This window comes from Chlorobium sp. N1, assembly GCF_004332115.1.
In the GTDB taxonomy this organism is placed as follows: domain Bacteria; phylum Bacteroidota; class Chlorobiia; order Chlorobiales; family Chlorobiaceae; genus Chlorobium.
Window position 1 is genome coordinate 214,104 of record NZ_SJPA01000002.1, and the last position, 25,745, is coordinate 239,848.

Below are 25,745 nucleotides of genomic sequence, written 5' to 3' on the forward strand. Positions count from 1 at the left end.
GTCTTATATTGGATCCACCGAAACGAACAACCCCAGAACTGACGGGCACAGGCCAACATGACACACGCAAACATGCCGGGCACGCACCACCATATCGAGCTCTCGATACCCATCCCCGCCGAACAGCACGAGCTGGCCGTCGCCCTGCTCATGATGGAGGGCATCGGCTACTTCCAGGAGGAGGACGCGAAGCTCCTGGCCTACGTACCGGAAGCCGAGTGGACGGAGGAGAAGCTCGCCGCCGTGAGCCGTGCGCTCGAGGCCCTTCCCGGCGGAGCCCCCCCGCTCCGCACGGAGTTCATGGCCGACCGGAACTGGAACGCGGAGTGGGAGGCCCACCTGCAGCCCATCGAGATCTCCGACCGCTTCCTCATCGTGCAGAAAAAAGGCGTACGGGAGCCCAGGCCCGGCCAGATCGCCATCGAAATCAACCCGAAGATGTCCTTCGGGACCGGCTACCACGCCACCACCCGCCTGATGCTCCGCCAGATGGAGGATATGCGGCTTGAGAACGAAAAGATCATGGACATCGGCACCGGCACCGGGGTCCTGGCCATCGCAGCCCGCAAGCTCGGCAACACCCTGCCCATCCTGGCCTTCGACAACAACGCCTGGGCGGCGGAGAACGCCGTGGAGAATATCGAGGAGAACGAAGCGGCCGACATCCGCATCGAGCTGCTCGACGCCGAGGAGGACCTGGCCATGCACCTGAGGGAGGGCTACACGCTCATCCTCGCCAACATCAACAAGAACGTGATCGACCGGATCCTTCCGGTCATCAGCGCCAACGCAGGGGGTGCGACGGTCCTGCTCTCCGGCATCCTCGTCTACGACGAGCCCTGGCTGAAAAAGCTGCTCAAGCGGCTCGACTGCGAGGCCGTGCGGACCATCTACGAAGACGAATGGCTCTCCTGCCTCGTCCGCACCCCCGGCAATCAACCCCATTAAACACCTTCGGGATCATGACTGAACGCATATCCTGCATCGATATAGGAACCAACACCGCCCTCCTGCTCATCGCCGACCTCGACCCGGAGGAGGGCACGGTGGAGCCCGTCTTCCACAAACAGACCATCATCCGGCTCGGCGAGCATGTCGACGAGATGAAGATCATCGACCCGGAAGCCCGCCAGCGGCTCATCTCCTGCCTTCGCGACTACAGCGCCCTCTCGGCCGAGCACAAGGCCGAGAGCGTCATCGCCGTCGGCACCAGCGCGCTGCGCGACGCGAAGAACCGCATGGAGGTCACCAGCGAGACCGTCCGTTCCACCGGCATCGTCATCCGCTGCATTTCCGGGGAGGAGGAGGCGGAGCTGACCTTTTTCGGGGCGGTCACCGGCATGCGCGACATTCCCGAGACCTTCACCGTGGTCGACATCGGCGGGGGCAGCACGGAACTCTCGATGGGATCGGTCGACGGAGTCTCGAAAAGCGTCAGCATGGACATCGGCTCGGTCAGGCTCACGGAGCGCTTTTTCTCCGCCCTGCCGCCCTCCCAGGAGGAGTTCGCCCGTGCCCGCCAGGAGGTCAACCGGGTGCTGACCGGTGGCGTCCTGCCGTTTTTCGAGGCCCGCGAAAAGGTCTTCGGCGTAGCAGGCACGCTCACGACCCTCGCCCAGCTGGCGCAGGGGATGCGGGAGTTCGACCCCGAAAAGGTACACGGCTACCGGCTCGGCTACGAGGATGTCCGCCGCATCCTCGAGCGCCTGAAGGCCTCGTCGCAGGAGGAGATCCTGCAGATGGGGGTGCCGGAGGGCCGCGCCGACGTCATCACCATGGGCGCCCTCATCGTCCACCAGCTGATGCGCCTCCTCGGCATCGGAGAGATCCAGGTCAGCGGCCAGGGGCTCCGTTACGGCATCGCCCTGCAGGAGCTCAAGAAGCTCCGGGCGGAGGAGTAAGGGCGAAGACGACCTGCGGCCGGCCGGCGGCGTCGCGCGTAAAGAAGAGGAAGTGCCGGTCGTCCTCCTTGAGGCGGTAGCGTGCCCGCAGTGCGTCTGCCGAAAGCGGGAAGTCGCGGCGCTGGACGGATGCCCCCCGGATGTCGTGCCGCCTGAGGAACTCCCTGAACGACCGGTCGTTGTACGACGCGGCCTCCACCACCCGGAACGCCCGCCCCGGGAACCCCTCCGGCCGTTCCGGCCCCGTCAGGTAGCCGACCGTCCGGTTGACGAAGCTGAGGCCGAACTCCTCGGCCACCACCGCCTCGAGCCCCGCCCTCAGGATCGCCGGATCGGGCTCCAGCAGCCACTCCGCCACCCCGCCGGCAACACGCCGCTCCCCCGTATCATGCCAGCCGAAACACCGCACGCCCGACTCTGCGCCGTCGATGCAGACCGCCAGGCGCTCGACCTCCGGCGGCGGGTCGCGCCGCAAGACGAGGAGGGTCGCGCGGCACCGGCCGTCGACCGAGAGCACCCTCACCGAGGAGAGGGAGGGGAGGCGCTGGCGGAGGGTTGAGGTCTCGAGAGCGGGGGAAGCCTTCACGCAGACAGAGGGGGCCCTCCGCAGGAGCTCGTCCTGCAGGGCCAGGACATCGGGAGAACCCGTTTCGAGGCCGACGCTGCGCCGCCCCCCTTCCCGCCGGTCGGGATCGAGGTAGATCCAGTCGAAATACCCTTCCGGGTAGCCCCGAAGCACCTCCGGTCCGTCGCCCCCGAGGCACCGGACGTTGCCGTGGCCGAGCACCTGCATGTTGTGGCGGGCCACGGCGGAGAGCACCGGATCGCGCTCCGCGTGCACCACCTCTTCGAAGGAGCCGGCAAGGAAAGCGGCGTCGACGCCGAGCCCTCCGGAAAGATCGATCACCCGGCGACCCCTGAGAAGGGAGGCCATGTATGACGCCGCCCGCTCTTCGGAGGCCTGCTCGAGGGCCCGGGAGGTATAGATGAGGGGGGAGTGGGAGATCGAGGGCAGTTTCAGGGCGGCTTTGCGGCGGCAGGCGATCTGCTCGGCCATCGCACGCACCGGCAGTTCGCCGTGGCCGTGCATTCGCATCGCAAAATCCGCCGGGTCGTCGCCCTCGTGACGGGCGATGAGCCCGAAAACGCCGGGCTCCTGCAGCCGGAGCAGCTCGGACTCAGTCATCGCCGCGGAGCTGGCGGCGGAGCACCTTGCCCACCTGCGATTTCGGCAGCGACGCGACACACTCGAGGAAGCGCGGCACCTTGTAGGCCGCCAGTTCCCTGCGGCAGTGCGCCCTCAGCTCCTCCAGTGCGAGCCCCGCGCCCTCCTCGAGCACCACCCAGGCTTTCACGGCCTCCCCCTGGCGGGGATCAGGCACGCCGGCGACGCCGACCTCGCGGACTGCGGGATGGCGGGCGACGACCTCCTCGACCTCACGCGGCCACACCTGGAACCCTCCCGGCTTGATGACGTCCTTCTTCCGGTCGACGATGAAGAGGTAGCCGTCCCCGTCCTGGTAACCGAGATCCCCGGTAAGCAGCCAGCCGTCGCGGAAGGCCGCATCGCTCTCACGGGGCTTCCCCCAGTAACCCTCCATCATCTGCGGGGCGCGCATGAGCACCTCGCCCACCTCGTTCGGGCCGAGCGGCTCCATGCCGCCCTCGGCGCTGACGATGCGCACCTCCACGTCCGGCAGCGGCACGCCGACCGAGCCCGGCTTGTACTCGCCGAGAATGGGGCTGAAGGTTCCGGCGAGCGTCATCTCGGTCAGGCTGTAGGCATCGACGATCCGCCCGCCCGTCAGCGCCTCGAAACGCTCCTTCGTCTCCTGCATGAGCGGGGCGGCGCCGGAGACGCTGAGCTTCACCGAACGGAGCAGGCCGCGCTCCCGCCGGACCCTCGGGTGGGCGATGAGCGAGGTGAAGAGGGTCGGCACGCCCGGCAGGACCGAGGGTCGCACGGCCCGGATGGCCGAGAGCAGGTCGTCGAGGTCGCGCGGGTTCGGCACGAGCGCCATCGGATGGCGGCCGCAAAGCGAAGCCGGCATGATGCCCGCCTGGGCGTAGACATGGAAGAGCGGCATGTTGAGCATGATGGGGTCGGCGGCGCCGGAGAGGATGACGCTGAACCAGGCGACGATCTGGCTGCCGGAGACCACCAGCGCCTGATGGGTGCTCAGGGCGCACTTCGGGGTGCCGGTCGTCCCGCCGGAAAAGAGGAAGAGCGCCGGATCCCGGGGCCCGGGCGGCGGAGGAAGCGCCCCGCCCCGGCGGCCGGACTCCAGCACCGAACGGAACGTCGGATCGTCACAGAGAGCGACGACCCGGTGCCCGCTCCGCCGTTCTTTGAACAAGGTGAAAAGCAGGCGTTTGAAGGGCGGCAGGTACTCGCCGATGCCGGTCGGGATGAGGAGGCGCAGCGGCCCTTCCGGCCGGCGGTCCCTGAGGGCCGCGACCTTCGCATAGAACGGAGCCAGCACGACGGCCGCCGCGGCACCGCACTCCCCGAAGGCGTGCTCGAGCTCGGCTTCGCTGTAGAGGGGGTTCATCGGCACGGCAACGGCGCCGGCCTTCCAGATGCCGAACTCCGCGATGAGCATCTGCGGAGAGTTCGGCAGGAGCAGGGCCACGCGCCCGCCTTTTTGGATCCCGAGCTTCAAGAGCCCCCGCGCGAACGCCTCGCTCTCGCGCTCCAGCTCGGCGTAGGTCATCCGCCGCCCCTTGAACCAGAGGGCGGTTGCCTCACCGGCCTCGAGGGCGGCCCGGCGAAGAACGTCCGGGAGCCCCTCCTCGGGATAGGGCCGGAGCGTGTGCGGAACGCCGGCGTCGTAGCGCTCCGTCCAGAAGGGCGCACTCACCGCACCACCTCCCGCACCGCCAGGGTCAGCCGGTCGAGCTCGTCCTCTTCGATGATGAAGGGGGGCATGAGGTAGACCAGGCGGCCGAAGGGCCGGACCCAGACGCCGCGCCGGACGAACTCCCGCTGCATCGCGGCCATGTCGACCGGACGGTGGAGCTCGACCACGCCGATGGCGCCGAGCACCCTGACGTCACGCACGCCCTCCATCTCCCGGCAGGGCTCGAGCCCGCGGCGGAGCCCCGCCTCGATCTGCCGCACCCGTTCCTGCCAGGGCCCGGAGCGCAGGAGCCGGACGCTGGCCAGGCCGACGGCGCAGGCGAGCGGGTTGGCCATGAAGGTGGGGCCGTGCATGAAGAGCCCGGGATCGGCCGAGGAGATCGTATCGGCAACGGCTCCGGTCGAGAGTGTTGCCGCAAGCGTCATGTAGCCGCCCGTCAGCGCCTTTCCGACGCAGAGGATGTCCGGCTCGACGCCGGCGTGCTCGAGGGCGAAGAGACGCCCCGTGCGGCCGAACCCGGTGGCGATTTCGTCGAAAACGAGCAGCACGCCGAAACGGTCGCAGAGCTCGCGCATCCTCCGCAGGCAATCCGGAGAGTAGAACCGCATCCCCCCGGCCCCCTGCACCACCGGCTCGACGATAAGGGCGGCGAGCTCCTCATGGTGCCCTTCGAGTTTCGTGCGGATATCCTCCATGACCGCCTCCGTGCACTCCCCGTCGAACGGGCACAAAGGGAGCTCTGCGAAGAGCTGCTCCTGCATGGCGCCCCGGAAGAGGGAGTGCATCCCGCCCACGGGATCGCAGACCGACATGGCGCCGAAGGTGTCGCCGTGGTAGGCGCCCCGGAGGGCGAGCATCCGCTTCTTCTGCGTCCGGCCGAGGGCCTCCCAGTACTGCACGGCCATCTTGAGCGCCACCTCGACGGAAACGGAGCCCGAGTCACTGAAGAAGACCCTCTCCAGACCCGGAGGGGTCGACTGCACGAGCAGCCGCCCGAGCTCGACGGCCGGCTCGTGGGTCAGCCCGCCGAACATCACGTGGCTCATCCGCCCGAGCTGCTCATGGACGGCCCGGTCGAGCTCAGGATGGCGGTAGCCGTGGATGGCCGCCCACCAGGACGACATGCCGTCGACGAGACGGCGGCCGTCCTCGAGCTCGATCATGACGCCCGAAGCGCCGCGGACCGGATAGACCGGCAGGGGATCCCGCATGGAGGTATAGGGGTGCCAGAGATGAAGGCGGTCGAAGTCGGTGTCTATGGCTCGGGGATCCTGCATCACGTCTGCGCTGAATGGTTGCGGGCCGGGAGCCCGAGAAGGCGGAGATCTTCGGCACCGAACCGCCCCCCCTCCGCACAAAGATCTACAATGGCGGCCCCGGAACCGGTCCGGCGGAGGTAGCCCCGGAGGAAACCGAGGGTGTCGTCGCCGATCCGGCGGTCCGTCTCGCCGAAACGGTTGTACACCAGGCCCTGCACCCGGATCCCGCGGCTCCGGCAGGCTTCGAGCGAGAGGAGGGTGTGGTTGATGCTGCCGAGCCAGGGGCCGGTCACCAGGATGAGCGGGTAGCCTTCGGCGGCCACATGGTCGATGAAGAGCAGCTCTTCAGAAAGCGGCACGAGCAGGCCGCCGACCCCCTCGAGGAGCACGACGGGATAGCGACGGCGGAGCTCGGTGGAGGCCCGGCCGAGCTCTTCCGGCTCGAAGACGCTCCCGGCAAGGCGCGCCGAGAGGTGGGGGGAGGCCGGGAAAGGAAAGACGAAGGGACAGGTGAGCCCCTGGCGGTCGGCATCCTCCGGCTCGGTTCCCATCAGCCGGCGGTGCCGGAGGATGTCATCGGACATCGCGCTGCAGCCGGTCTGCACGACCTTCTGGGTGATGGCCCGGCATCCCTCGCGGCGGAGGGCGGCGGCAAGCAGGCCGGTGACGACGCTCTTGCCGACGCCGGTGCCGATGCCGGAAATGACGGTGAGGGTCCCGCTCATGGCGCACCCCCGGTTTTTTTCCGGAGACAGCAGTAGAGCGGACGGTAGGTGAGCCTCACGCCGCCCTCGCAGGAGTAGAGCCGGCCGTAGCGCTCCGAGAACTCCCGGTGCCTTCCTTTCGTCCAGGGCGCGCGGCTGAGCCCGTTGACACCCGTGCGGCCGATGTGGCGGAGCACCGCCTCGGGGGAGCTGAAGGAGAGGGAGATCTCCTCCCCGGAGAGTTCCAGCACCTCGAAATGCCTTTCGGCCAGATCGGCGAGGGCCTCCGGCTCCAGGTAGCTGAGGCCGGCTCCGGTGAGCGCTGCGATCTCCTGCATGGTGCCGTTGCCGAAGGTGGTGAACGCGAAAAGCGATCCCGGCTCGAGGAGCGAATCCATCTTCGAGAAAAACAGGCCGAGGTCGTCGAACCACTGCAGGGTGGCGCTCGAGACGACGAGGTCAAGCCGGTCGGGCAGGCCGGCGAGCGATTCGGCGTCCCCGCCCCGGAAATCGAACGCCACCCCGCAGTGGCGCCGGAAGATCTCCTCGAGGCACTCGCGGCTCTCGGCAACGAGGTCGTTGGCCGTGTAGCTCCGGATGCTGAAGGCGTCGAGCATCAGCTCCGTCAGCATCCCCGAACCCGCGCCGACCTCCAGCACCCGCTCGAAACAGATCGCGGTGGAGTGGCGGGCGAGCATCGCAACGAGACCCGAGGCCATGGAACGCTGCACGACGGCCTCCCGTCCGTAGGAAGCGAGGCTGCGGCGGAAGCGCTCCGAGACGAGCGCCTTGTCGGTCAGTCGGCCCATCCGCTCACCTCCCTGAGGGTCCTGCAGTGGAAAAACGGATAGTGCGGCATGGCGGGAATCTCCGTCAGGGGCGTCGATCCCCATGCCGCCCGCTGGCGTACGGCGGGAAAGATGGCGTCACGGCCGCCGATGACGGCCCGATCGTACTCCCACTCCGGCGCTGCGCCGGGCGAATGGAAGCATGCGCCGAGCCGCGAGAGTTCCTCCTTCTGGTCGGCGGTCGTGCGCGAGGAGGGGCACCCGGAGTAGGCGGCGAGCACCGCTGCCGTGCCGCACATCCGCCGCTCGAAGCGACGGCGTCCCTCCTCGCCGTATCCCTCGAGCGTCGAGCGGAAAATCGCGGGGTCGATGCCCCGAAGGGGGTCGATGGGAAAGAGGGTGCCGTTCACGGCGACGGCCGACTCGATCGGGGGGAGGCTCACCCTCGTTGCGGCCCAGACCCCGAACGACCAGGCGACAAGCCGTATGCGGCGGTAGGAAGCGAGCGCCGGGGAGAGGTCGGGGTCCAGTTCGAGGGTCCGGTAATCGTAGCATGCGAGCATGTCGCCGCGGAACCCGTCCGGGATGGAGTGCTCCAATATGCGCGCGGCATGGCAGCCGTCCGTCCCCCAGCCGCTGAAGAAGAGCAGCAGCCCGGAGCTGCCCTCGCGGCGAAGCCACCGGTGTTTCATCGGCGCACCTCCCCGAGGCAGGCCGGAAGTCCGGCGATGTCCTCCCGGCGGAGGATGGAGCGCAGCGAGACGCGCAGCCTCGAACGGCCTTCCGGCACGGTCGGCGGACGGACCGGCAGGGCAAGGAACCCGGCCGACCTCGCCCGTGCCGCCATGGCCATCGCCCTCGAGTCCTCGCCGGCCATGACCGGCACGATGTGGCTTTCGCCCGCCGTCTCGAACCCCGCCTCACCGAGTTCTCGCCGTAAGGTCGAGGCCAGCTCCAGCAACGCCGTTCGCTCGGCCTGCATCCCGGCCTGGCGGCGGAGGGTGAGGAGGCTCCAGCCGAGCGTGACGGGGGGAAGGGCTGTCGTGAAGATGAAGGTGCGCATGGTGTTGACGAGCCAGTCGCGGACCACCCCGTCCATGACTGCATAGGCTCCGGCCGAGGCGAGCGCCTTGCCGAAGGTGCCGACAATGATGTCGACATCCCCCATGAGCCCCTCGCGCTCGGCGAGGCCGAGCCCCTGCCGGCCGAACACCCCGGTACCGTGGGCCTCATCGAGGATGAGCACGGCGTCGTACCGCTTTTTCAGCTCCACCAGGCGCCGGAGGTCGGCAAGGTCGCCGTCCATGCTGAAGACGGATTCGGAGACGATGAAGATCTGGCGGTATCGGCCGCGGCCGCGCTCGAGCAGCTCCTCGAGATGATCGCAGTCAGAGTGGCGGTAGCGCTCCCAGCGGGCGTCGGCGATGCGCATGCCGTCGATGATGCTGGCATGGTTGAGCCGGTCGGAGAGCACGAGGTCACGCCGGCCGGCAAGGGCGGGCAGGATCCCGGTGTTGGCATGGTAGCCGCTGTTGAAGACAAGGGCGGCATCACGCCGGTAGAGGCCCGAAAGCTCGCGCTCCAGCTCCAGGTAGAGCGGGTGGCTTCCGGTGAGGAGGCGGGAGGAGGAACTTCCCATCGGGGGGAGCGTCTCCATGCACCCTTCGAGGTACTCCCGCCTGAGCTCCAGGTCGTCGCCGAGCCCCAGGTAGTCGTTCGAGGAGAGGTTCAGGAGCCGCTCCCGGCCGATCACGATATGGCGGCCGTCACGGCCGGCGATCTCCGGCACAACGCGCTGACGGTCGCGCCGGCCGAGCCCCCTGAGCTCCTCTTCGAGCCGTTCACGCAACTGCATCGGCCGGCCTCAGCGGAAGCTCGAAAGCTGTTCTGCGAAACGGGTGTCGTCGGCGACCGCCCGTCCCCTGGTGGTCAGATACCCTCCGGTCAGGAAACCGTCGGCTCCCGACAGCATGAGCAGGCCCTGGAAATCCTTCATGACGGTCTCGCGGCCGGCGGCGAACTTGATGGTCTTTTGGGGATGGATGAGCCGCGCAACGGCGAAGGTCTTGACGACATCGGCGAGCGGCAGCGGCGCCGCCCCTTCGAGCGGGGTGCCCTTGATCGGTACGAGAACGTTGATCGGAATGACGGAGACGTCGAGTTCCCGGAGCGCGAAGAGCATATCAAGCCGCTCCTCCATGCTCTCCCCCACGCCGATGATGCCGCCGCAGCATACCGACACGCCGCTTTTGCGCAGCAGCCGGACCGTCTCCATCCGGTCCCGGACGCTGTGCGTGTCGGCGATGAGCTCGCCGTAGCGCTCAGGCGCCACCTGGATGTTGATGTTGTAGTGCGCGATGCCGCACTCCGCGAGCGCCGCGGCCGTTTCGGGGCCGAGCACGCCGAGCGAGGCGCAGACCTTGAGGGTGGGGAGCTCCTCGTGCAGCCGCCCGATCATGCCAAGGATGCGCCGGAACTCCGCGCTCATCTTCGGGTAGCCGCAGCCGCTCGTCACGATGCCGAAGTGCGACACCCCCTGCTCCACCGAGGCGCGGGCCTCGAAGATCACCGCATCATCGTCGACGAGCGGATAGACCTCGATCTCGGAGCTGTTGTGGCGGGACTGGGCGCAAAACCGGCAGTTCTCCCCGCAGACCCCCGACTTCGCGTTCATGATCGAGCAGGCGTGCACCCCGCCCCCGCCGTACCGGTTCCGGACCTTGTTGGCGAGGGAGGCGATGTCGAGGGCGTGGCCGCCCTCGAGCGAACAGAGGGCAAGGGCTGCTTCGCGGCCGATCGGCTCGCCGGTCTCGAGCACGCGGTATGCCGCGGCGACTGCGGGATGGAGGGTCGTGGTGTCCATAATGGAAGGGTGCAATGGTTATTTCCTGAGACGGGCCTCACCCGAAGCCACCCGGTGCAGGGTGCCGTCGGAGTCGGTGATGATGAGTTCCCCGGTGGGGGCGATCCCGGTGACCGTGCCCTCGAGCACGCCGCGCATCCGATCGACCACCACCCTGCGTCCGCGGAGGAAGGCGTGCGCCTCGAGCTCCCCGAGGACGAAGCCGAGATCCGGCTCATCATGCCAGCGGCGGTAGAGCGGCTCGAAATGGTTCAGCACCGAGGCCAGAAGGGCCGGACGCGATACCGGAACGCCGGTCTCCAGCAGCAGCGAGGTCGCCGTACCGGAAAGTTCCCCCTCGAACGAGGGCTGGTTGACGTTGATGCCGATGCCGGCCACCACGAAGTGGGCCCGATCGGCTTCCGACTGCATCTCGCAGAGGATGCCGGAGAGCTTGCGCCCTTCAGCGAAAATGTCGTTCGGCCACTTGACGCTCGGCCGAAGGCCGTGGCCAAGCCCCGAAATCGCCCGGCGCACGGCCTCGGCGAGCAGGAGGGTCAGCTGCGGAATGCGCCCCGGGGGAAGCAGGGGGCGCAGCACCAGAGAAAAATAGAGGTTCACGCCCGAGGGGGAGTCCCAGCTCCGGCCGAGCCGCCCGCGCCCCGCCGTCTGGAGGTCGGCGACGACGACAGCACCCTCTGCGGCCCCCTCGGCCGCCATGGCCCGGGCTTCGGTATTGGTGGACCCGAGGCTCGGGTGCCAGTAGAGCCGGCGGCCAAAGAGAGCCGTTGCAAGATGCTGTTCCACCTCGACGTCGAGCGGCCGGTCCGCCATCGAAGAGAGGCGGTAGCCGAGGCCGGTACGGGCTTCGACCCCGTAACCCGCACTGCGGAGCTGGCGGATGTGCTTCCAGACCGCGCTGCGGGTCATGCCGAACTCCATTGAGAGCTCGGCGCCCGAGAGGAAGCTGCCGGAAGCTGCGAGCCGGCGGAGGATGCTGAGTGAAATATCGTGCATGGCGCAAAGTTGTCAACCTGAATGTACGACAGGGTCGACAGCTTTGCAAAGGAAGGGAAAAACTAGCGGGAGGAGGCCATGCGTGAGGCCTCGTACTCGCTGCGGTAGGCCTGCAGGCCCTGGAAGATGCTGTAGGCGATCTTGGTCTGCTCCTGGCGGTCGCGCAGGATCCGCTCCTCGCGGGGATTGGAGATGTAGCCGACCTCGACGAGGGCGCTCGGCATCGAGGGGGTCCAGAGCACCATGAATCCCGCCTGGCGGACCGGGCGGCTGTTGGTGCTCGCCGTCGAGCGGTCGAGCGGCTTGAGCAGCGCACGGGCGAGGGTGGTGGAGTGCCGGATGAAGGAACTCTGTGCCATGGAGCTCATGATGAGGTGCTCGTCGCTGAAGTTCCGGTACTGCTCCCTGAAGTCCGCCTCCTCCTTGATGACGCCGTTTTCGAGCATGGCGACCTTCAGGGCGGCCGCACTCTTGTGGGGGCCGAGGATGTAGACCTCCGAGCCGCGTATCGCGCGATTGTCGTTGGCGTTGCAGTGCACGCTGAGGAACAGCTTGCCTTCGTTGCGGTTGGCGATCTTTCCGCGCTCGTGCAGCGGGATGAAGACGTCGCTGCTGCGGGTGTAGACCACCTTCACGCCGGGCCATTTGCGGCTGATGATGCCACCGAGGTCCCGGACGATGTTCAGCGCCACGTCCTTCTCGCGGGTACCTTTCGGGCCGACCGCACCGGGGTCCTTGCCACCGTGCCCTGCGTCGAGTACGATGGTGTCGAGTTTCCACTTCTCCACATCCTGGCGGATGACGGTGGCGATCCGCCGGGCTTTCTCGCGGCTGCGGATGGCCTCGACGTCCGCGTCGCTGCGCACGTAGAGCAGATAGCGGTTGGTGCGCGCGTCGCGCTGGTAATCAAGCGAGCGCACGACGCCGGAACGGCTGGCAAAGACCACGCTGAACAGCAGGCTTCCGGCCGGCCCCCGCTGCGGGGTTATGGAGCGGACGATGCCGGCAGGAAAGGCCTTGGTAAGGGCCGCAGGGTCGCAGGTGGCTCCGGGAAGCGAGAGGGTCGCCCGACCCTCGGCGTCCGGCTGGGAGAGCCGGGCCGAAGCCGCCGCGCCGGTTGCGGCAAAGGCGATGATCGCCCCGTTGGCCCGCTCTTCCACCTCGACGCCGGTGATCCGGGTCGGGCCCGAAGCCGGGGGCTGCAGCGGGGGCTGGGGAGCGAGGGTGCCGACGGAAGCCTCGGAGCGGCCTGCCGGGCGCGGCTGGAGCCAGGCCTTGAACATCCCTTCTGAAGCGCTGTAGACGACGTCGCGGTCGAGCCAGAGCGAGTAGAGGCGGGCCGTCTGGCTTATGGGCAGGAAGAGGCGCTGCTCGAGCAGCACCGGAGGGGCGGAGAGCTGGACGATGCGTGCGGGCTCGGCGGCCCGGCGGGAGACGATCCTGGCGAAGCTGCCGCCGGCCGTGACGGTGCAGACGCTCCCGGGGCCCGCAAGCGACTCCTCGGCCGAAAGCATCCCATCCGAAGTCCGGTAGGTGAGGCGCAGCGCCCTTGTCATGGACTGCAGGTCTATGAGGGTCCGCCCGTCGGCGCCCTTGCGCGAGAGCACCCTGATGGTGTAGCCCTCGCCGTTGCCCTGCAGGACACGGAGAGGAACGGAAGAGACGCTCCAGGGCGGCGCATTCGACGCATCGAGCCTCTGGGGCAGGCAGGCCGCCAGAAAGAGAAGGAAAAAGACGAAAGGTGCCGCGGGACGCGAAAAGGGGTTCATGGACCGGCCGATTGTCAATGGGTTGTTATCGTGGGTGGTGCGGGAGCCCGACTGAACAACTCAAGGGTCCCGGGCCGCGGAGGCGGGAGCACGACGCATGGCCGTGCCGCAACTCCGTCAGCGGCAGTATAATAAATATAAGGCTAGCCTGAAATTTGTTTTTAAGCAAGCAAGGCCTATCTTTTTCAAAAATTTCATTGCAACCCTCTCAGCACAGGGACCGACGAATGGCTTCAAAAACAGCGGCACCGTCCGCCAGAAACAGGACCCTGATCGTCGTGGAGTCGCCCTCCAAGGCCAAGACGATCAACAAGTACCTCGGCGACAGCTACACGGTGTTCGCCTCGGTGGGCCACATCAAGGACCTCCCCAAAAAAGAGATCGGGCTTGATTTCGACAACCATTACGAGCCCCGCTACGAGGTCATCCCCGGCAAGGAGAAGGTCGTCCGGCAGCTGAAGAAGCTCGCCGCGGAGGCCGACGGCGTCATGATCGCGACCGACCCCGACCGCGAGGGAGAGGCCATCGCCTGGCACATCGCCAACGAAATCGGCCCCACCGCGAAACCCGTCTCACGGGTCATGTTCAACGAGATCACCAAGAGCGCCATCATCTCGGCCATCGAGGATCCGCGCCAGATCGACTACCGCCTGGTCCGGAGCCAGCAGACCCGCCAAGGGCTCGACAAGATCGTCGGCTACCGCATCAGCCCCTTCCTCTGGAACGTCGTCATGCGCGGACTCTCGGCCGGCCGGGTACAGTCCGTCGCCCTGCGCCTCATCTGCGAGCGTGAGGCGGAGATCAACAGTTTCGAGGTGCAGGAGTACTGGACGATCGCGGCCGACTTCACCACCGAAAGCGGGGAGACCTTCCGCGCCAAGCTCGTGAAACTCGAGGACGGGAAGCCCGAACTCCCGAACCAGGCCGCCGCCGAAGCCGCCGCAGCCCTCGTGCAGCAGGGCAGCTACCGGCTGCAGGACATCGTGCCGCGCACCCAGCAGCGCAAACCGCCCCTCCCCTTCACCACCTCGCTCCTCCAGCAGGCCGCATCGAACCAGCTCGGCTTCGGCTCGAAGAAGACCATGCGGCTCGCCCAGCAGCTCTACGAAGGCATCGACCTCGGCGAAGAGGGTGCGACCGGCCTCATCACCTACATGAGGACCGACTCGATCCGCATCGGCAACGAGGCGGCCGGACAGGCCCGCAGCTTCATCGAGCACGCCTTCGGCAAGGAGTTCGTCGGATGGGGCGGAGCCGCCAAATCCACGAAGAACGCGCAGGATGCCCACGAAGCGGTCCGCCCGACCGCCGTCGGCCGCCGCCCCGAGCAGCTGAAATCCTACCTCACCCCCGACCAGTTCAAGCTCTACGACCTCATCTGGAAACGCTTCGTCGCCGCCATGATGGCTCCGGCCAAGATTGAGCAGACGAGGGTCGAGGTCGGCGACCTGCAGCGCGGCATCCTCTTCAGGGCGAGCGGCAGCCGGGTACTCTTCGCCGGCTTCATGCGGGTCTTCAACGACCAGGAGGAACTCGAGTACGAGGCCCGCAAATCGACCAAGGACGAAGGCGAAAAGGAGCAGGAGGTCCGCCTCCCGAAGCAGCTCGAGAAAGACGGAGCGCTGAAGCTCGGCGAGCTCGACAGCCGCCAGAGCTTCACCCGTCCCCCGGCCCGCTTCAGCGAGGCGACCCTCGTCAAGGAGCTCGACAACTACGGCATCGGCCGCCCGTCGACCTACGCATCCATCTTCTCCACCCTGCAGGACCGCCGTTACGTGGAGCTGCAGAAGAAGAAAATCATCCCGACCATGCTCGGCATGGACGTCTCGGCGATCCTCGTAGCCAACTTCCCCGACCTCTTCAACGTCGACTTCACCGCCGAGATGGAGAACGAGCTCGACAAGGTGGCCGCCGGCGAAGACGAGTACGAGCAGGTGCTCGACAGCTTCTACCGCCCGCTCGAAACGGCGCTCAGCCTCCGCAAGGAGGATCCGCTGATCCCGCAGAACCGCGACGCAGCCATCTGCGAGAAGTGCGGCGAGGGGCACATGATCGTCAAATGGACCCAGAGCGGCAAGTTCCTCGGCTGCTCCCGCTACCCGAAGTGCCGCAACATCAAACCGATCAGCACCAACCGCGAAAAGCCCAGGGACACCGGCATCCGCTGCCCCTCATGCGGCGAGGGGCACATGCTCCTGCGCAACGGCCGGCTCGGGCCGTTCCTGGCCTGCTCCAGCTATCCGAAGTGCAACACCCTGCTGAACCTCTCCAAGCAGCGGCACGTCGAACCGATGAAGATCCCGCCGGTGGTGACCGACCTGGCATGCCCCAAGTGCGGCGCTCCGATGAACCTCCGCATCGGCAAGCGGGGCCCCTGGCTCGGCTGCTCGAAATTCCCGAAATGCCGCGGCCGCATGGCCTGGAACTCTCTCGACGAGGGAGTGCGCAACCATTGGGAGGCCGTCATGGAGGAGCACCGGAAGGCCCACCCGACGGTCACGCTCATGATGCTCGACGGCACACCCGTCCCGATGCAGATGGCCGTCGACGACATCATCCTGATGGCCGAGGAGAGCGGCATGGTCGAAGTGGCCGAGGAGACCCCCGAAGAGGTGGCGGCGGAAAAACAGGACTGAGCAGTCCCGGCGCCACCGCAGGAACAATGAACGGGAAAGCCCGGCATGCAGAAGCGCTGCAGCCGGGCTTTTTTGCGTTCGCCCCGCCGGAACAGGACCGGGGAGGTCTACAGGAAGAAGAGCGCCCCGCGGTAGGTGATGAACGAGAGCAGCCATGCCACCGAGAGCGAGTAGGCTGAATAGAGCAGTACCGGCTTCCACCGGCCGACCTCCTTCTTCATCACCCCGATGGCGGCGACGCAGGGCAGGTAGAGCAGCACGAAGACCATGAGGCTCAGGGCCGTCGCCCGGCTGAAGGCCGGATCGCTCTTGAGGATCGCCTGCAGGTCCCCGCCCTCGGCATCCGACGAGAGCGCGTAGATGGTTGCCATGGTGGACACGACCACCTCCTTGGCCGCAAGGCCGGTGACGAGCGCGATGCCGATCCGCCAGTCGAATCCGAGCGGCTTTATGACGGGCTCCATCAGCATGCCGGCACGTCCGGCAAGCGAGTGTGCGAGCTGCTCGCGCTCGGCCGCATGCAGGAGCTCCGCGACGCGGCTCTCCCGCTCCTCGGCACCGAGCCCCGGATCGGCCATGACGGCCGCTGTCGCGCGCCTGAGGCCGCTCTCCACCTCCGCGCTGCGCGGGTAGTTGCTGGCGACCCAGATGATGACCACGGCGGCAAGGATCAGGGTGCCTGCCTTCTTGACGTACATCAGGGCCTTGACCCTGGCCTGGAAAAGCACCGAGCCGAGGGTCGGCCAGCGGTAGGGGGGCAGCTCCATGACGAAAGGCTCGGAATCGCTCTTCAGCACCGTCGACTTGAGGATCCAGGCGGTCCAGAGCCCGACGGCGATGCCGAGCAGGTAGATCCCGAAGAGGATGTTGGCGGCCCAGGACGGCGCGAAGAACGCGCCGCAGAGCAGGACATAGACCGGAAGCTTGGCGCCGCAGCTCATGAAGGGAATGATCATGATCGTGGCGAGCCGGTCGGTTCGGCTCTTGAGCGTGCGGGTGGCCATGATGGCCGGAATCGAGCAGCCGAACCCCGTGATCATCGGGATGAACGACTTGCCGTGCAGGCCGAAGCGGTGCATGACCCGATCGATCACGAAGGCCGCCCTGGCCATGTAGCCGGAAGCCTCAAGGAAGGAGAGGCCGATGAAGAGCAGGACGATGTTCGGCAGGAACACCAGCACCCCGCCGACCCCGGCGAGCACCCCGTCGAGCAGGATCGAGCGCAGCATGCCGGGCTCGAGGTAGCGTCCGGCGAAGACGCCGATCATGGAGAAGAGCGAGGAGAGCCAGTCCATCATGGGCGCGCCGAGCGTGAAGGTGAAATGGAAGACCGCCCAGACGACGAGCAGGAATACCGGAAGGCCGAGCACCCGGTTGAGCACGACCATGTCGATATAGTCGGTAAGGGTGGTGCGCCGCTTTCCGGGCATCGAGACGCACTCCTTCATGGCGCCCCTGATGAAGGCGTGGCGGTCTTCCGATATGAGCTCCTCCGGGTCCGAGCCGTAGAGCCTTCGGGCCTCCCGCATGGCCTCCTGCATGACCACCTCGACCTTCACCCATACCGGCTGGCGCTGGATCTCGCGGTAGACCTCGCGGTCGCTCTCGAGCAGCTTGACGGCAAGCCAGCGGCTGTTGTAGGCGGAGAGCTCGGGAACACCGGCCAGCAGTTCGCAGATCTCGTTGATGTGCTCCTCGAGCCCCTCGCGGAAAAACAGCTTGTTCTTCTGGAGCTCGATCTTCCCCTCCCCGACGCGGATGACGTGGTCGAGCAGGGAGTCGAGCCCGGTGCGCTTCTTGGCGGAGGTGGGCACGATGTGGCAGCCGAGCAGGAGCTGGAGCTGGCGATCGTCGATCTTCATCCCCTTCTCCTCGACCTCGTCCATCATGTTCAGTGCCACCAGGAAGTCCACCTCCATCTCCATGAGCTGGGTGGTAAGCAGGAGGCTCCGCTCGATGTTCGGGCCCTCGATGACGTTGACGACGACATCCGGGCGCTGCTCGATCAGGTACTGGCGGGTAACGATCTCCTCGGGCGAGTAGGGGGTGAGCGAATAGGTGCCGGGAAGGTCGACGATCTTGATGCGGTAGCCGCGGTAGTCGAGGTAGCCCTCGTATTTCTCTATCGTGACGCCGGGGAAGTTGCCCACCTTCTGGTGGGCGCCCGTCAGGGCGTTGAAGAGGGAGGACTTTCCGCAGTTCGGGTTGCCGCAGAGGGCGATCGAGAGCTCTTTCTTCGCTGTCATTGCCGCCTCCCGAATGCGTGGCGCCGGGGTCCGCCGGCGTGCAGCCGCCGTCCGTCTCCCACGCCGCCTTTCCGCTCGACCATGATTCCGTCGGCCTCGCTTTTGCGCATGGTGAGGTAGAGCCCCTTGAAAAAGATTTCCATCGGGTCGCCGAGCGGGGCCACCCTCAGCACCTTGAAGCGGGTACCCTTGATGAGCCCCATGTCCATGATGCGGCGCCTTACTGCCGCATCGACCTTGAGAGCGGTGACTTCGGCCTTGTCTCCGACCTGCAGTTCCGATAAACGCATGTACTTACTCCGGGAAAACGCCTGCGCGCCGTTTAATTTAGAATTAATATAAATAACGGAGGGCGAATACGAAAACGTTCCCCGGCTTTTTCCGGTCGCCTCCGTCCTCAGCCGTGCAGGACGGCCTCTCCCGGGAAGGGCGGCCAGCCCATCTGTCGGCCGCCGAGCAGGTGGCCGTGGATGTGGAAGACGCTCTGCATCGCGTCGGCGCCGCTGTTGAAGACGAACCGGTAGCCGGACTCCCTGATGCCGAGGATGTCGGCCACGGTGCCGGCGGCAAGCATGAGGCTGGCGGCGATGTCCCGGTGGCGCTCTTCGAGCTCGCTGAGCGAGGCGATGTGCTCCTGCGGGATGATGAGCGCATGCGAGGGGGCGGCCGGAGCGATGTCCCGGAAAGCCAGGACATGATCGTTGCGGTAGATCACCTCAGCCGGGATCTCTCCCTTGACGATGCGGCAGAAAATGCAGTCGGGGTTGTGATTCTCCATGGTGGTTCAGGGTAGGATGTTCTCGCCGTCCCCCTCTTCCGGAACGGCGTCGCGAAGCAGTTTCGAAGCCAGCACCTTGTCGATGCGCTGGCCGTCGAGATCGACGATCTCGAGCCGCCAGTTCTCCCAGGTCATGATGTCGCCGGTCTGCGGCATGCGGCCGAGCATCCACATCATGAGGCCGCTCAGGGTGTGGTAGCGGCCCTTCTCCTCTTCGGGCACGCTCCTGAGTTCGAGCGTGTCCTTGAGTTCCGGCACGGGGATGAGGCCGTCGAGGAGCCAGGAGCCGTCTTCACGCTCCACGGCCCACGAGTCCTCGCTGTTGCGCGGCACGAACTCGCCGGTCACCGCCTCGAGCATGTCCTGGAGGGTGACGAGGCCCTGGATCTCGCCGTATTCGTCGACGACGAAGACCATCTGGGTGCCGGAGGTGCGGAAGTGGTCGAGCAGCTCCATGCCGGTCAGCGACTCGGGCACGTAGACACACGGCTGGAGCTGCGAAGTGAACTCGGTCAGCGTGCCGCGGAGCGACTGGGAGAGCAGCTGCTTGGCGTTGACGATGCCGAGCAGCGACTGCAGGCTTCCGCTGCAGACCGGGAAGCGGGAGTGCTCCGACTGGGTCACCCGCAGGATGTTCTCTTCGACGGGGCGCTGCACGTCGAGGAAGACGATGTCGGCGCGGGGCACCATGAGGGTACCGAGCTGGCGGTCGTCGAGGCGGAAGACGTTGCGGACCATCTCATGCTCCTGCTGCTCGATGACGCCGGCCTCGGAACCCTCCTCGAGCATGGCGTGGATCTCCTCCTCCGTCACACGCTGCACCTCCTCGGGGTCCTTGCCGAGCAGGCGGAGGATGGTGTCGGTCGAGAAGGAGAGAAGACGGACGAACGGACGGGTGACCGTCGAGAAGGTGAACATCGGCACCGCCACGAGTCTGGCCACCCCTTCGGGATTGAACTGGCCGAGGCGCTTCGGCACCAGCTCGCCGATGACGATGGTGACATAGGTGATGGAGACGACCGCCAGCGCCGTGGCGGTGAAGCGCCCGGCATCGGGCTCCATGCCGAGCGAGACGAGCCATGCCGAAAGCGGCTCGGCAAGGGCCCCTTCGCCGATGATGCCGTTGAGGATGCCGATGGAGGTGATGCCGATCTGGATGGCCGAGAGGAACCGGGTGGGTTCCTGGCCGAGCTTGACGGCGACGGCGGCCGGACGGTCGCCCTCCTCGACCAGCTTCGAGAGCCGGGAGCGCTTGGCGGAGACCAGCGCTATTTCGGTCATGGCAAGCATGCCGTTGATGAGGATCAGAAGAAGGAGAAAGAGCAGTGCCATATGGTGGAGTTGGTTCAGCCGGACGCCGCCTGGTGGCCCGGTTGGATTCAGTTACACTTTTTCCCTTTCATTTCCAAAACCCCCGCCGCTCCCCGCCCGCAATATCAATGATGGTCGCTGTCGACGTAGGTCGTTCCGTCGGGTCCGATGGCGTGGAGTTCGAGCACCACCTCCTCACTGCCGGCCACGGCGAAATGCGGCACCTTCACCGGCTCGGTGAAGAAGCTGCCGGCGGGCATGGCGCGAAGGGCCGCGTTGTCGAAGCGCTCCCCGAAGGCGAAGTAGAGCGTCCCCTCGAGCACCGTCACCACCCGGCCCTCGTTCGGATGGAAGTGCGGCTCGAGCCGGGTCCCGGGCGCCAGCCTGATCCGCTGGACGTAGGGCTCGGGAAGCGACGGATCTCCCCGGAGCACCGAGGTCTTCAGGCCGTGGAGTTTCGGGTTCGACACCCATACGATCTCTTCGGGAAGAATCGCCACGCCCTTCGCTGCGCCGGGTTCGGCGGCAGCCGCCATGGAGAGGGGAGCTGCACAGAAGAGGCAGAGAAGGACGAGGCGGAGCAATGAACGCTGCATCATGGAGGAGTTTTGATTGACAATCACCGTACAATCTACGCACATTGCCACGATCGGCAAAATCCGCCGGAACAGGAAGCCCACGGCGAAACCCGAAACATTCCTATATTGCGTGTGAGTTATTGGCATATGACTACAACCACATCCATCACGACGACCATGCATACGAAACCCGCCAGCATCCTCCTCCTTCTCCTCTTCGCCGTCACGGCCGCATGCTCGAGGCCTTCGCCGACGGCCGTGGACGTCGACGGCAACAGCTACCGCACAGCAAGGGCCGGCTCCATGGTCTGGACGGCCGAAAACCTCTCGGTCTCCCGCTTCCGCAACGGGGATCCGATCCCCGAGGTGAGGGACCCGGCAGAGTGGGCCTCGCTCACCACCCCCGCCTGGTGCTGGAACTCGAACAGCCCGGAGAACGGAAGGAAGTACGGCAGGCTCTATAACTGGTATGCCGTCAGCGATCCGCGCGGACTGGCCCCTGAGGGGTGGCACGTGGCCACCGACGAAGAATGGAGCAGGCTTACGGAAACGCTCGGCGGCGAGCAGGTGGCCGGGGGGAAACTGAAAGCCAAAGAGGGCTGGCAGGAGCCGAACGAGGGTGGCCTGGACACCATCGGGTTCCGGCTGCTGCCGGCAGGAGCACGCCGCGACACCGACGGCCACTTCATGGAACCGGGCGGCTACAACCGGCTCTGGACTTCGACGGAAATCTCCGACAAAGCCGCCTGGGGCCGATCGATCGGCTACTTCGACAGCGCGATTCGCCGCGGCAAGGCAAGCAAGAAGACCGGTTTTTCGGTCCGCTGCGTCAGAAACTGAGCTAGAATGATTCGCTCCGCCGCCCCTTGTCCTTCTGGCGCATGAGGCCGGCAAGGAAGAACTCCCGGTTCAGCATGGCGATATTGGCGACCGTGATCCCCTTCGGGCACTCCGCCTCGCAGGCGTAGGTGTTGCTGCACCCCCCGAAACCGAGCCCCTCCATGCACTCCACCATCCTCAGCACCCGGTGCTCCGCCTCGACCTTGCCCTGCGGCAGGCGTGCGAGGTGGGAGACCTTCGCCCCGATGAAGAGCATCGGGGAGGCGTTGGCGCAGGCCGCGACGCAGGCGCCGCAGCCGATGCATGCGGCGGCGTCGAACGCCTCGTCGGAATGCTCCTTGGCAACGGGGATGTCGTTGGCGTCGGGGACCCCGCCGGTATTGATCGAGACATAGCCTCCCGCCTGGATGATGCGGTCGAGCGCGCTGCGGTCGACGATGAGGTCCCTGACGACAGGGAAGGCTTTCGAGCGCCACGGCTCGACGGTGATGGTTTCGTTGTCAGGGAACGAGCGCATGTGCAGCTGGCAGGTGGTCACCCCTTTCAGGGGGCCGTGCGGCCGGCCGTTGATGTAGAGGCTGCAGGTGCCGCAGATCCCCTCGCGGCAGTCGTGGTCGAACGCAACCGGCTCCTCGCCCCTGTCGATCAGCTGCTGGTTGAGGGTATCGAGCATCTCGAAGAAGGAGCTGTCGGGCGAGATTCCCTCTACCCGGTAGGTCGCCATGCCGCCTTCGGCTTCGGCGTTTTCCTGCCGCCAGATCCTGAGAGTGTAGTCCATGAGGGTCGTTGAAATGGTGATGGAGCCTCCGCCCCGTTACTTGTAGCAGCGCTGCGTCAGCTCGATGTCCCGGAACTCGAGGGGCTCGCGGTGCATCGAGGGCCCGTCGCCCTCCCCGGCCGCCTCCCAGGCCGCGACGAAGGCGTACTCCGGATCGTTGCGCAGCGCCTCCCCTTCCGGGGTCTGGTACTCTTCACGGAAGTGACCACCGCAGGACTCCCTGCGCATGAGGGCGTCGCGGGCCATGAGCTCGCCGAGCTCGAGGAAATCCTCGACCCGCCAGGCCTTTTCCAGTTCAGGGTTGTAGCGGTCCATGCGGCCCGGCACCCGCACGCCCTCCCGGTACTCCAGGCGGAGCCGGCCGATCTCTTCGATGGCCTCCTGCAGGCCGGCCTCGTTGCGCGCCATCCCGCAGTGCTCCCACATGATCCTGCCGAGGCGGCGGTGGAAGTGGTCGACGCTGCGGCTTCCCCCGGTTTCGAGGTAGCGCCGCAGACGCGCCCTGACGGATTCGGCGGCAAGCGTGAACGCTTCCGAGGAGGGATCGATGCGCGGCGTATGGATCTCGCCGGCAAGGTAGTTGCTGATGGTGGAAGGCAGGATGAAGTAGCCGTCGGCCAGGCCCTGCATGAGGGCGGAGGCGCCGAGCCGGTTGGCCCCGTGGTCGCTGAAGTTGCATTCGCCGATGGCGAAGAGGCCGGGGATGGTGGTCATGAGCTCGTAGTCGACCCAGAGCCCCCCCATGGTGTAATGGACCGCAGGATAGATCATCATCGGCGTGCGGTAGGGATCCTCGGCGACGATCTGGCGGTACATGTCGAAGAGGTTCCCGTAGAGGGCCTCGATCGTCTCGCGGCCCTTGCGCTCTATGGCCTCCCCGAAATCGAGGAAGACGGCCATGCCGGTGCGGCCGACGCCGTAACCCGCATCGCACCGCTCCTTTGCGGCGCGCGAGGCCACGTCCCTCGGCACCAGGTTCCCGAACGCGGGGTAGCGGCGCTCGAGGTAATAGTCGCGCTCCGGCTCCGCGATATCTGCCGGAGTGATCTCCCCCGCCCTGAGCCGCTCGGCGTCTTTTTTATTGGCGGGCACCCAGATGCGCCCGTCGTTGCGGAGGCTTTCGCTCATGAGCGTCAGCTTCGACTGGAAGTCCCCGTGCACGGGAATGCAGGTGGGATGGATCTGGGTGAAGGAGGGGTTGGCCATGAGCGCCCCTTTCCTGTAGGCGCTCCAGACCGGACTCACGTTGGAGCCCATGGCGTTGGTCGAGAGGTAGAAGACGTTGCCGTAGCCGCCGCTGGCCATCACCACGGCGTGGGCGGCGTGGCGCTCGATCTCGCCGGTAACGAGGTTGCGCGCGATGATGCCGCGCGCCCTGCCGTCGACGAGCACGGTGTCGAGCACGTCCCGCCGGTTGAAGAGGGTGACGGTGCCGGCCGCGATCTGGCGCGAAAGAGCGCCGTAGGCGCCGAGCAGCAGCTGCTGGCCGGTCTGGCCGCGTGCGTAGAAGGTGCGCGAAACCTGCGCGCCGCCGAACGAGCGGTTGGCCAGGAGTCCGCCGTACTCGCGGGCGAACGGGACCCCCTGCGCCACGGCAAGGTCGATGATGCTGTTGCTGACCTCGGCGAGCCGGTAGACGTTGGCCTCGCGGGCCCGGTAGTCTCCGCCCTTGACGGTGTCGTGGAAAAGCCGGTGGATGCTGTCGCCGTCGTTGGGGTAGTTCTTGGCGGCGTTGATGCCGCCCTGTGCGGCGATGCTGTGGGCGCGGCGCGGGCTGTCCTGGTAGCAGAACACCTTGACGTTGTAGCCAAGCTCGCCGAGCGAGGCGGCGGCCGACGCGCCGGCCAGGCCGGAGCCCACGACGATGATGTCGAGCTTGCGCTTGTTCGAGGGGCTCACCAGCCTGCAGCCCGAACGGTAGGACGTCCATTTTTCAGCAAGGGGGCCGTCGGGGATCCGGGCATCGAGTCGTGTCATTGCGTTGCCGTAGGCGGAATAGGGGTTACGGGAAAAAAGCCAGCCGTAGCGGAATCAGGCTGAACCCGGCCGTCATCAGCACGGCATAGGCCGAACCGAGGAGCTTCACCGCCGGCGTGTAGCGGCTGTGGTTCAGGCCGATCGTCTGGAAGGCCGACTGCAGGGCGTGGTTGAGATGGAAACCGAGAAAAAGGAAACAGCCGACGTAGAAGAGGGCGGAGACGGGGCTCGAGAAAAGCAGCAGCGCCCGGTGGTAGAAATCGTGGCGCGCGATCCCCTCGGGCGGTGCGAGGATGCCTACCTTCAGGAACCAGAAGTCCGCGAGGTGCATGGCGAGGAAGACGAGAACGACGAGGCCCGTCTGGAACATGTATTTCGAGAGCGGCGAGGTCTGGCTTGCATTCGGACGCTCGTAGCCGACGGGGCGGGCGGCCCGGTTCATGCCCGATACCATGAAGCCGTAGAGGATGTGGAGCAGGAAGCCGAGGAAGAGCGCCGGCTCAGCGATGCGGATGAAGGGGTTCGTGGCCATGAACTCCGCGGCGGCCGTAAAGCTCTCGCCTCCATCGCCCTTGAGCAGAAGCAGGTTAAGGCCGAGATGGACGGGAAGAAAGAGTGCGAGGAAGAGACCGGCAAGGGCCATGAGCAGCTTCCTGGCGATGGACGTATTCAGCGGCATGTCGGACTATCCGGTGTTGGGTGAAAGGGGATGAAAAGAACGGAAGGCGGGACCGTAGCAGATCGACTTCGGGCGGTAAGCTAACGAGTGCGGCGGCGCTTTCCAATAAAATAATCACAACCCCGCTCCTTCATCCTCGATTCCGACGGCACGGACCGGAGAGGCCTCCCCTCCCTCGATGCGAAGCGGGAGGGCGGAGAAAAGAAAGCGGCGTCCGGCAAGCGGAAGCAGGTTGGTGAGGTTCTCGACGATCACCAGGCCATGGCCGAGCAGTATGTGGTGGACAGGATAGCCTTCCGAATGCGGTGCGTCGACCGAGGGCGAGTCGATGCCGATGCCTTTTCGGCAGGCCGGAAGGAGCAGGCGGGCCGCATCGGGATCAAGGAACGGGAAGCTCCCGAAATAGGAGGGATCCCCCCAGCGGCGGCTCCAGCCGGTATGGATGAGCAGGAAGTCGACGGTGCCGGCGGAAGCAAGCGCCCCAGAGACGCCGGCGGCGGAGATCCGCCCGTCCGGCTCCGGCCGGAGGTCCAAGAGCCGTCCGCTCCCGATAAACGCACCGGGCCCGTACTCCTCCAGCGGCCGGCCGGCCGCCGTCATGTGGCGCGCAAGGTCGACATGGGTGCCCGCATGTGAGGAGAGCGAGTACTCCCGCTCGAGGTACCCCTCCCGGCCGTAGCCTGCGGCGTCCCGAATCCGGGTCTCCGGAGAGCCCGGCCAGACGGGCATGTTCTCCGTGAGGGTATGGCTCAGGTCGTGGATGCGCATGGGGACTTTCTGC

Annotated in this window: 23 protein-coding genes; 4 read left to right on the forward strand and 19 right to left on the reverse strand. The window is 66.5% G+C overall.

The genetic code is table 11. From position 1 onward, the window contains the following. The first annotated feature begins 72 nt into the window (after positions 1 to 72). On the forward strand, positions 73 to 948 hold the full coding sequence (gene prmA / locus E0L29_RS04390; RefSeq protein ID WP_131355784.1) for a 50S ribosomal protein L11 methyltransferase: 876 nt from the start codon (positions 73 to 75) through the stop codon (positions 946 to 948). A gap of 14 nt (positions 949 to 962) precedes the next feature. Further along, positions 963 to 1,901 carry a Ppx/GppA phosphatase family protein gene (locus E0L29_RS04395; RefSeq protein WP_131355262.1) on the forward strand — a complete coding sequence of 313 codons (939 nt, stop codon included), beginning with the start codon at positions 963 to 965 and terminating at the stop codon, positions 1,899 to 1,901. Here E0L29_RS04395 and E0L29_RS04400 read toward each other — a convergent pair. From E0L29_RS04400 to E0L29_RS04445, 10 genes are all read right to left on the reverse strand, one after another. Further along, positions 1,876 to 3,087 (reverse strand): class I SAM-dependent methyltransferase, encoded by a 1,212-nt coding sequence (locus E0L29_RS04400; protein ID WP_131355265.1) that lies wholly within the window; start codon positions 3,085 to 3,087, stop codon positions 1,876 to 1,878. The two genes, E0L29_RS04395 and E0L29_RS04400, sit on opposite strands and share 26 nt — an antisense overlap. Beyond that, positions 3,080 to 4,762, reverse strand: a complete 1,683-nt coding sequence (locus tag E0L29_RS04405; RefSeq protein WP_131355268.1) for an AMP-binding protein — start codon at positions 4,760 to 4,762, stop codon at positions 3,080 to 3,082. The genes E0L29_RS04400 and E0L29_RS04405 overlap by 8 nt, the downstream gene beginning before the upstream one ends. Then, positions 4,759 to 6,039: an adenosylmethionine--8-amino-7-oxononanoate transaminase gene (bioA, locus tag E0L29_RS04410; protein ID WP_131355270.1), complete on the reverse strand. Its 1,281-nt coding sequence runs from the start codon at positions 6,037 to 6,039 to the stop codon at positions 4,759 to 4,761. Before bioA ends, E0L29_RS04405 begins: the two co-directional genes overlap by 4 nt. Further along, positions 6,039 to 6,746, reverse strand: coding sequence for a dethiobiotin synthase (gene bioD, locus E0L29_RS04415; RefSeq protein WP_131355273.1), 708 nt, complete (start codon positions 6,744 to 6,746; stop codon positions 6,039 to 6,041). Before bioD ends, bioA begins: the two co-directional genes overlap by 1 nt. Further along, positions 6,743 to 7,534: a malonyl-ACP O-methyltransferase BioC gene (gene bioC / locus E0L29_RS04420; protein ID WP_131355276.1), complete on the reverse strand. Its 792-nt coding sequence runs from the start codon at positions 7,532 to 7,534 to the stop codon at positions 6,743 to 6,745. Before bioC ends, bioD begins: the two co-directional genes overlap by 4 nt. Beyond that, on the reverse strand, positions 7,522 to 8,205 hold the full coding sequence (locus E0L29_RS04425; RefSeq protein WP_131355279.1) for a pimeloyl-ACP methyl esterase BioG family protein: 684 nt from the start codon (positions 8,203 to 8,205) through the stop codon (positions 7,522 to 7,524). Before E0L29_RS04425 ends, bioC begins: the two co-directional genes overlap by 13 nt. Next, on the reverse strand, positions 8,202 to 9,368 hold the full coding sequence (locus tag E0L29_RS04430) for an 8-amino-7-oxononanoate synthase (RefSeq protein WP_131355282.1): 1,167 nt from the start codon (positions 9,366 to 9,368) through the stop codon (positions 8,202 to 8,204). Before E0L29_RS04430 ends, E0L29_RS04425 begins: the two co-directional genes overlap by 4 nt. Positions 9,369 to 9,377: 9 nt before the next feature. Beyond that, positions 9,378 to 10,376, reverse strand: coding sequence for a biotin synthase BioB (gene bioB / locus E0L29_RS04435; RefSeq protein WP_131355286.1), 999 nt, complete (start codon positions 10,374 to 10,376; stop codon positions 9,378 to 9,380). Between the two features lie 18 nt (positions 10,377 to 10,394). Beyond that, positions 10,395 to 11,372, reverse strand: coding sequence for a biotin--[acetyl-CoA-carboxylase] ligase (locus E0L29_RS04440; protein WP_131355289.1), 978 nt, complete (start codon positions 11,370 to 11,372; stop codon positions 10,395 to 10,397). 62 nt (positions 11,373 to 11,434) lie between these two features. After that, complete coding sequence (locus tag E0L29_RS04445) at positions 11,435 to 13,141, reverse strand: N-acetylmuramoyl-L-alanine amidase (RefSeq protein ID WP_131355292.1); 1,707 nt, start codon at positions 13,139 to 13,141, stop codon at positions 11,435 to 11,437. 227 nt (positions 13,142 to 13,368) lie between these two features. Here E0L29_RS04445 and topA point away from each other — a divergent pair, with 227 nt between their 5' ends. Further along, positions 13,369 to 15,777 (forward strand): type I DNA topoisomerase, encoded by a 2,409-nt coding sequence (topA, locus tag E0L29_RS04450; protein WP_131355295.1) that lies wholly within the window; start codon positions 13,369 to 13,371, stop codon positions 15,775 to 15,777. A 107-nt stretch (positions 15,778 to 15,884) separates the two neighbouring features. On the opposite strand, the gene feoB is transcribed toward topA, so the two are convergent. From feoB to E0L29_RS04475, 5 genes are all read right to left on the reverse strand, one after another. After that, entirely contained in the window at positions 15,885 to 18,023 is a 2,139-nt protein-coding gene (gene feoB / locus E0L29_RS04455) for a ferrous iron transport protein B (protein WP_131355298.1), read from the reverse strand. Then, positions 18,020 to 18,313 (reverse strand): FeoA family protein, encoded by a 294-nt coding sequence (locus tag E0L29_RS04460; protein WP_131355302.1) that lies wholly within the window; start codon positions 18,311 to 18,313, stop codon positions 18,020 to 18,022. The genes feoB and E0L29_RS04460 overlap by 4 nt, the downstream gene beginning before the upstream one ends. Positions 18,314 to 18,420: 107 nt before the next feature. After that, positions 18,421 to 18,801 carry a histidine triad nucleotide-binding protein gene (locus E0L29_RS04465; protein ID WP_131355305.1) on the reverse strand — a complete coding sequence of 127 codons (381 nt, stop codon included), beginning with the start codon at positions 18,799 to 18,801 and terminating at the stop codon, positions 18,421 to 18,423. A 6-nt stretch (positions 18,802 to 18,807) separates the two neighbouring features. Continuing rightward, on the reverse strand, positions 18,808 to 20,133 hold the full coding sequence (locus tag E0L29_RS04470; RefSeq protein WP_131355308.1) for a hemolysin family protein: 1,326 nt from the start codon (positions 20,131 to 20,133) through the stop codon (positions 18,808 to 18,810). Positions 20,134 to 20,237: 104 nt separating this feature from the next. Beyond that, positions 20,238 to 20,711, reverse strand: a complete 474-nt coding sequence (locus E0L29_RS04475) for a cupin domain-containing protein (protein WP_242664278.1) — start codon at positions 20,709 to 20,711, stop codon at positions 20,238 to 20,240. Between the two features lie 156 nt (positions 20,712 to 20,867). Between E0L29_RS04475 and E0L29_RS04480 the strand changes: the two genes are divergently transcribed. After that, positions 20,868 to 21,530 (forward strand): fibrobacter succinogenes major paralogous domain-containing protein, encoded by a 663-nt coding sequence (locus tag E0L29_RS04480; protein WP_131355790.1) that lies wholly within the window; start codon positions 20,868 to 20,870, stop codon positions 21,528 to 21,530. 1 nt (position 21,531) lies between these two features. On the opposite strand, the gene E0L29_RS04485 is transcribed toward E0L29_RS04480, so the two are convergent. The 4 genes from E0L29_RS04485 to E0L29_RS04500 form a co-directional block, all read right to left on the reverse strand. Beyond that, positions 21,532 to 22,308 carry a succinate dehydrogenase/fumarate reductase iron-sulfur subunit gene (locus tag E0L29_RS04485; protein ID WP_131355311.1) on the reverse strand — a complete coding sequence of 259 codons (777 nt, stop codon included), beginning with the start codon at positions 22,306 to 22,308 and terminating at the stop codon, positions 21,532 to 21,534. A 36-nt stretch (positions 22,309 to 22,344) separates the two neighbouring features. Next, a complete protein-coding gene (locus E0L29_RS04490; RefSeq protein ID WP_131355314.1) occupies positions 22,345 to 24,285 on the reverse strand; it encodes a fumarate reductase/succinate dehydrogenase flavoprotein subunit in 1,941 nt (646 codons plus the stop codon). Positions 24,286 to 24,310: 25 nt separating this feature from the next. Then, positions 24,311 to 24,964 (reverse strand): succinate dehydrogenase cytochrome b subunit, encoded by a 654-nt coding sequence (locus E0L29_RS04495; RefSeq protein ID WP_131355317.1) that lies wholly within the window; start codon positions 24,962 to 24,964, stop codon positions 24,311 to 24,313. A 114-nt stretch (positions 24,965 to 25,078) separates the two neighbouring features. Beyond that, complete coding sequence (locus E0L29_RS04500; RefSeq protein WP_131355320.1) at positions 25,079 to 25,732, reverse strand: cyclase family protein; 654 nt, start codon at positions 25,730 to 25,732, stop codon at positions 25,079 to 25,081. Between the last annotated feature and the right edge of the window lie 13 nt (positions 25,733 to 25,745).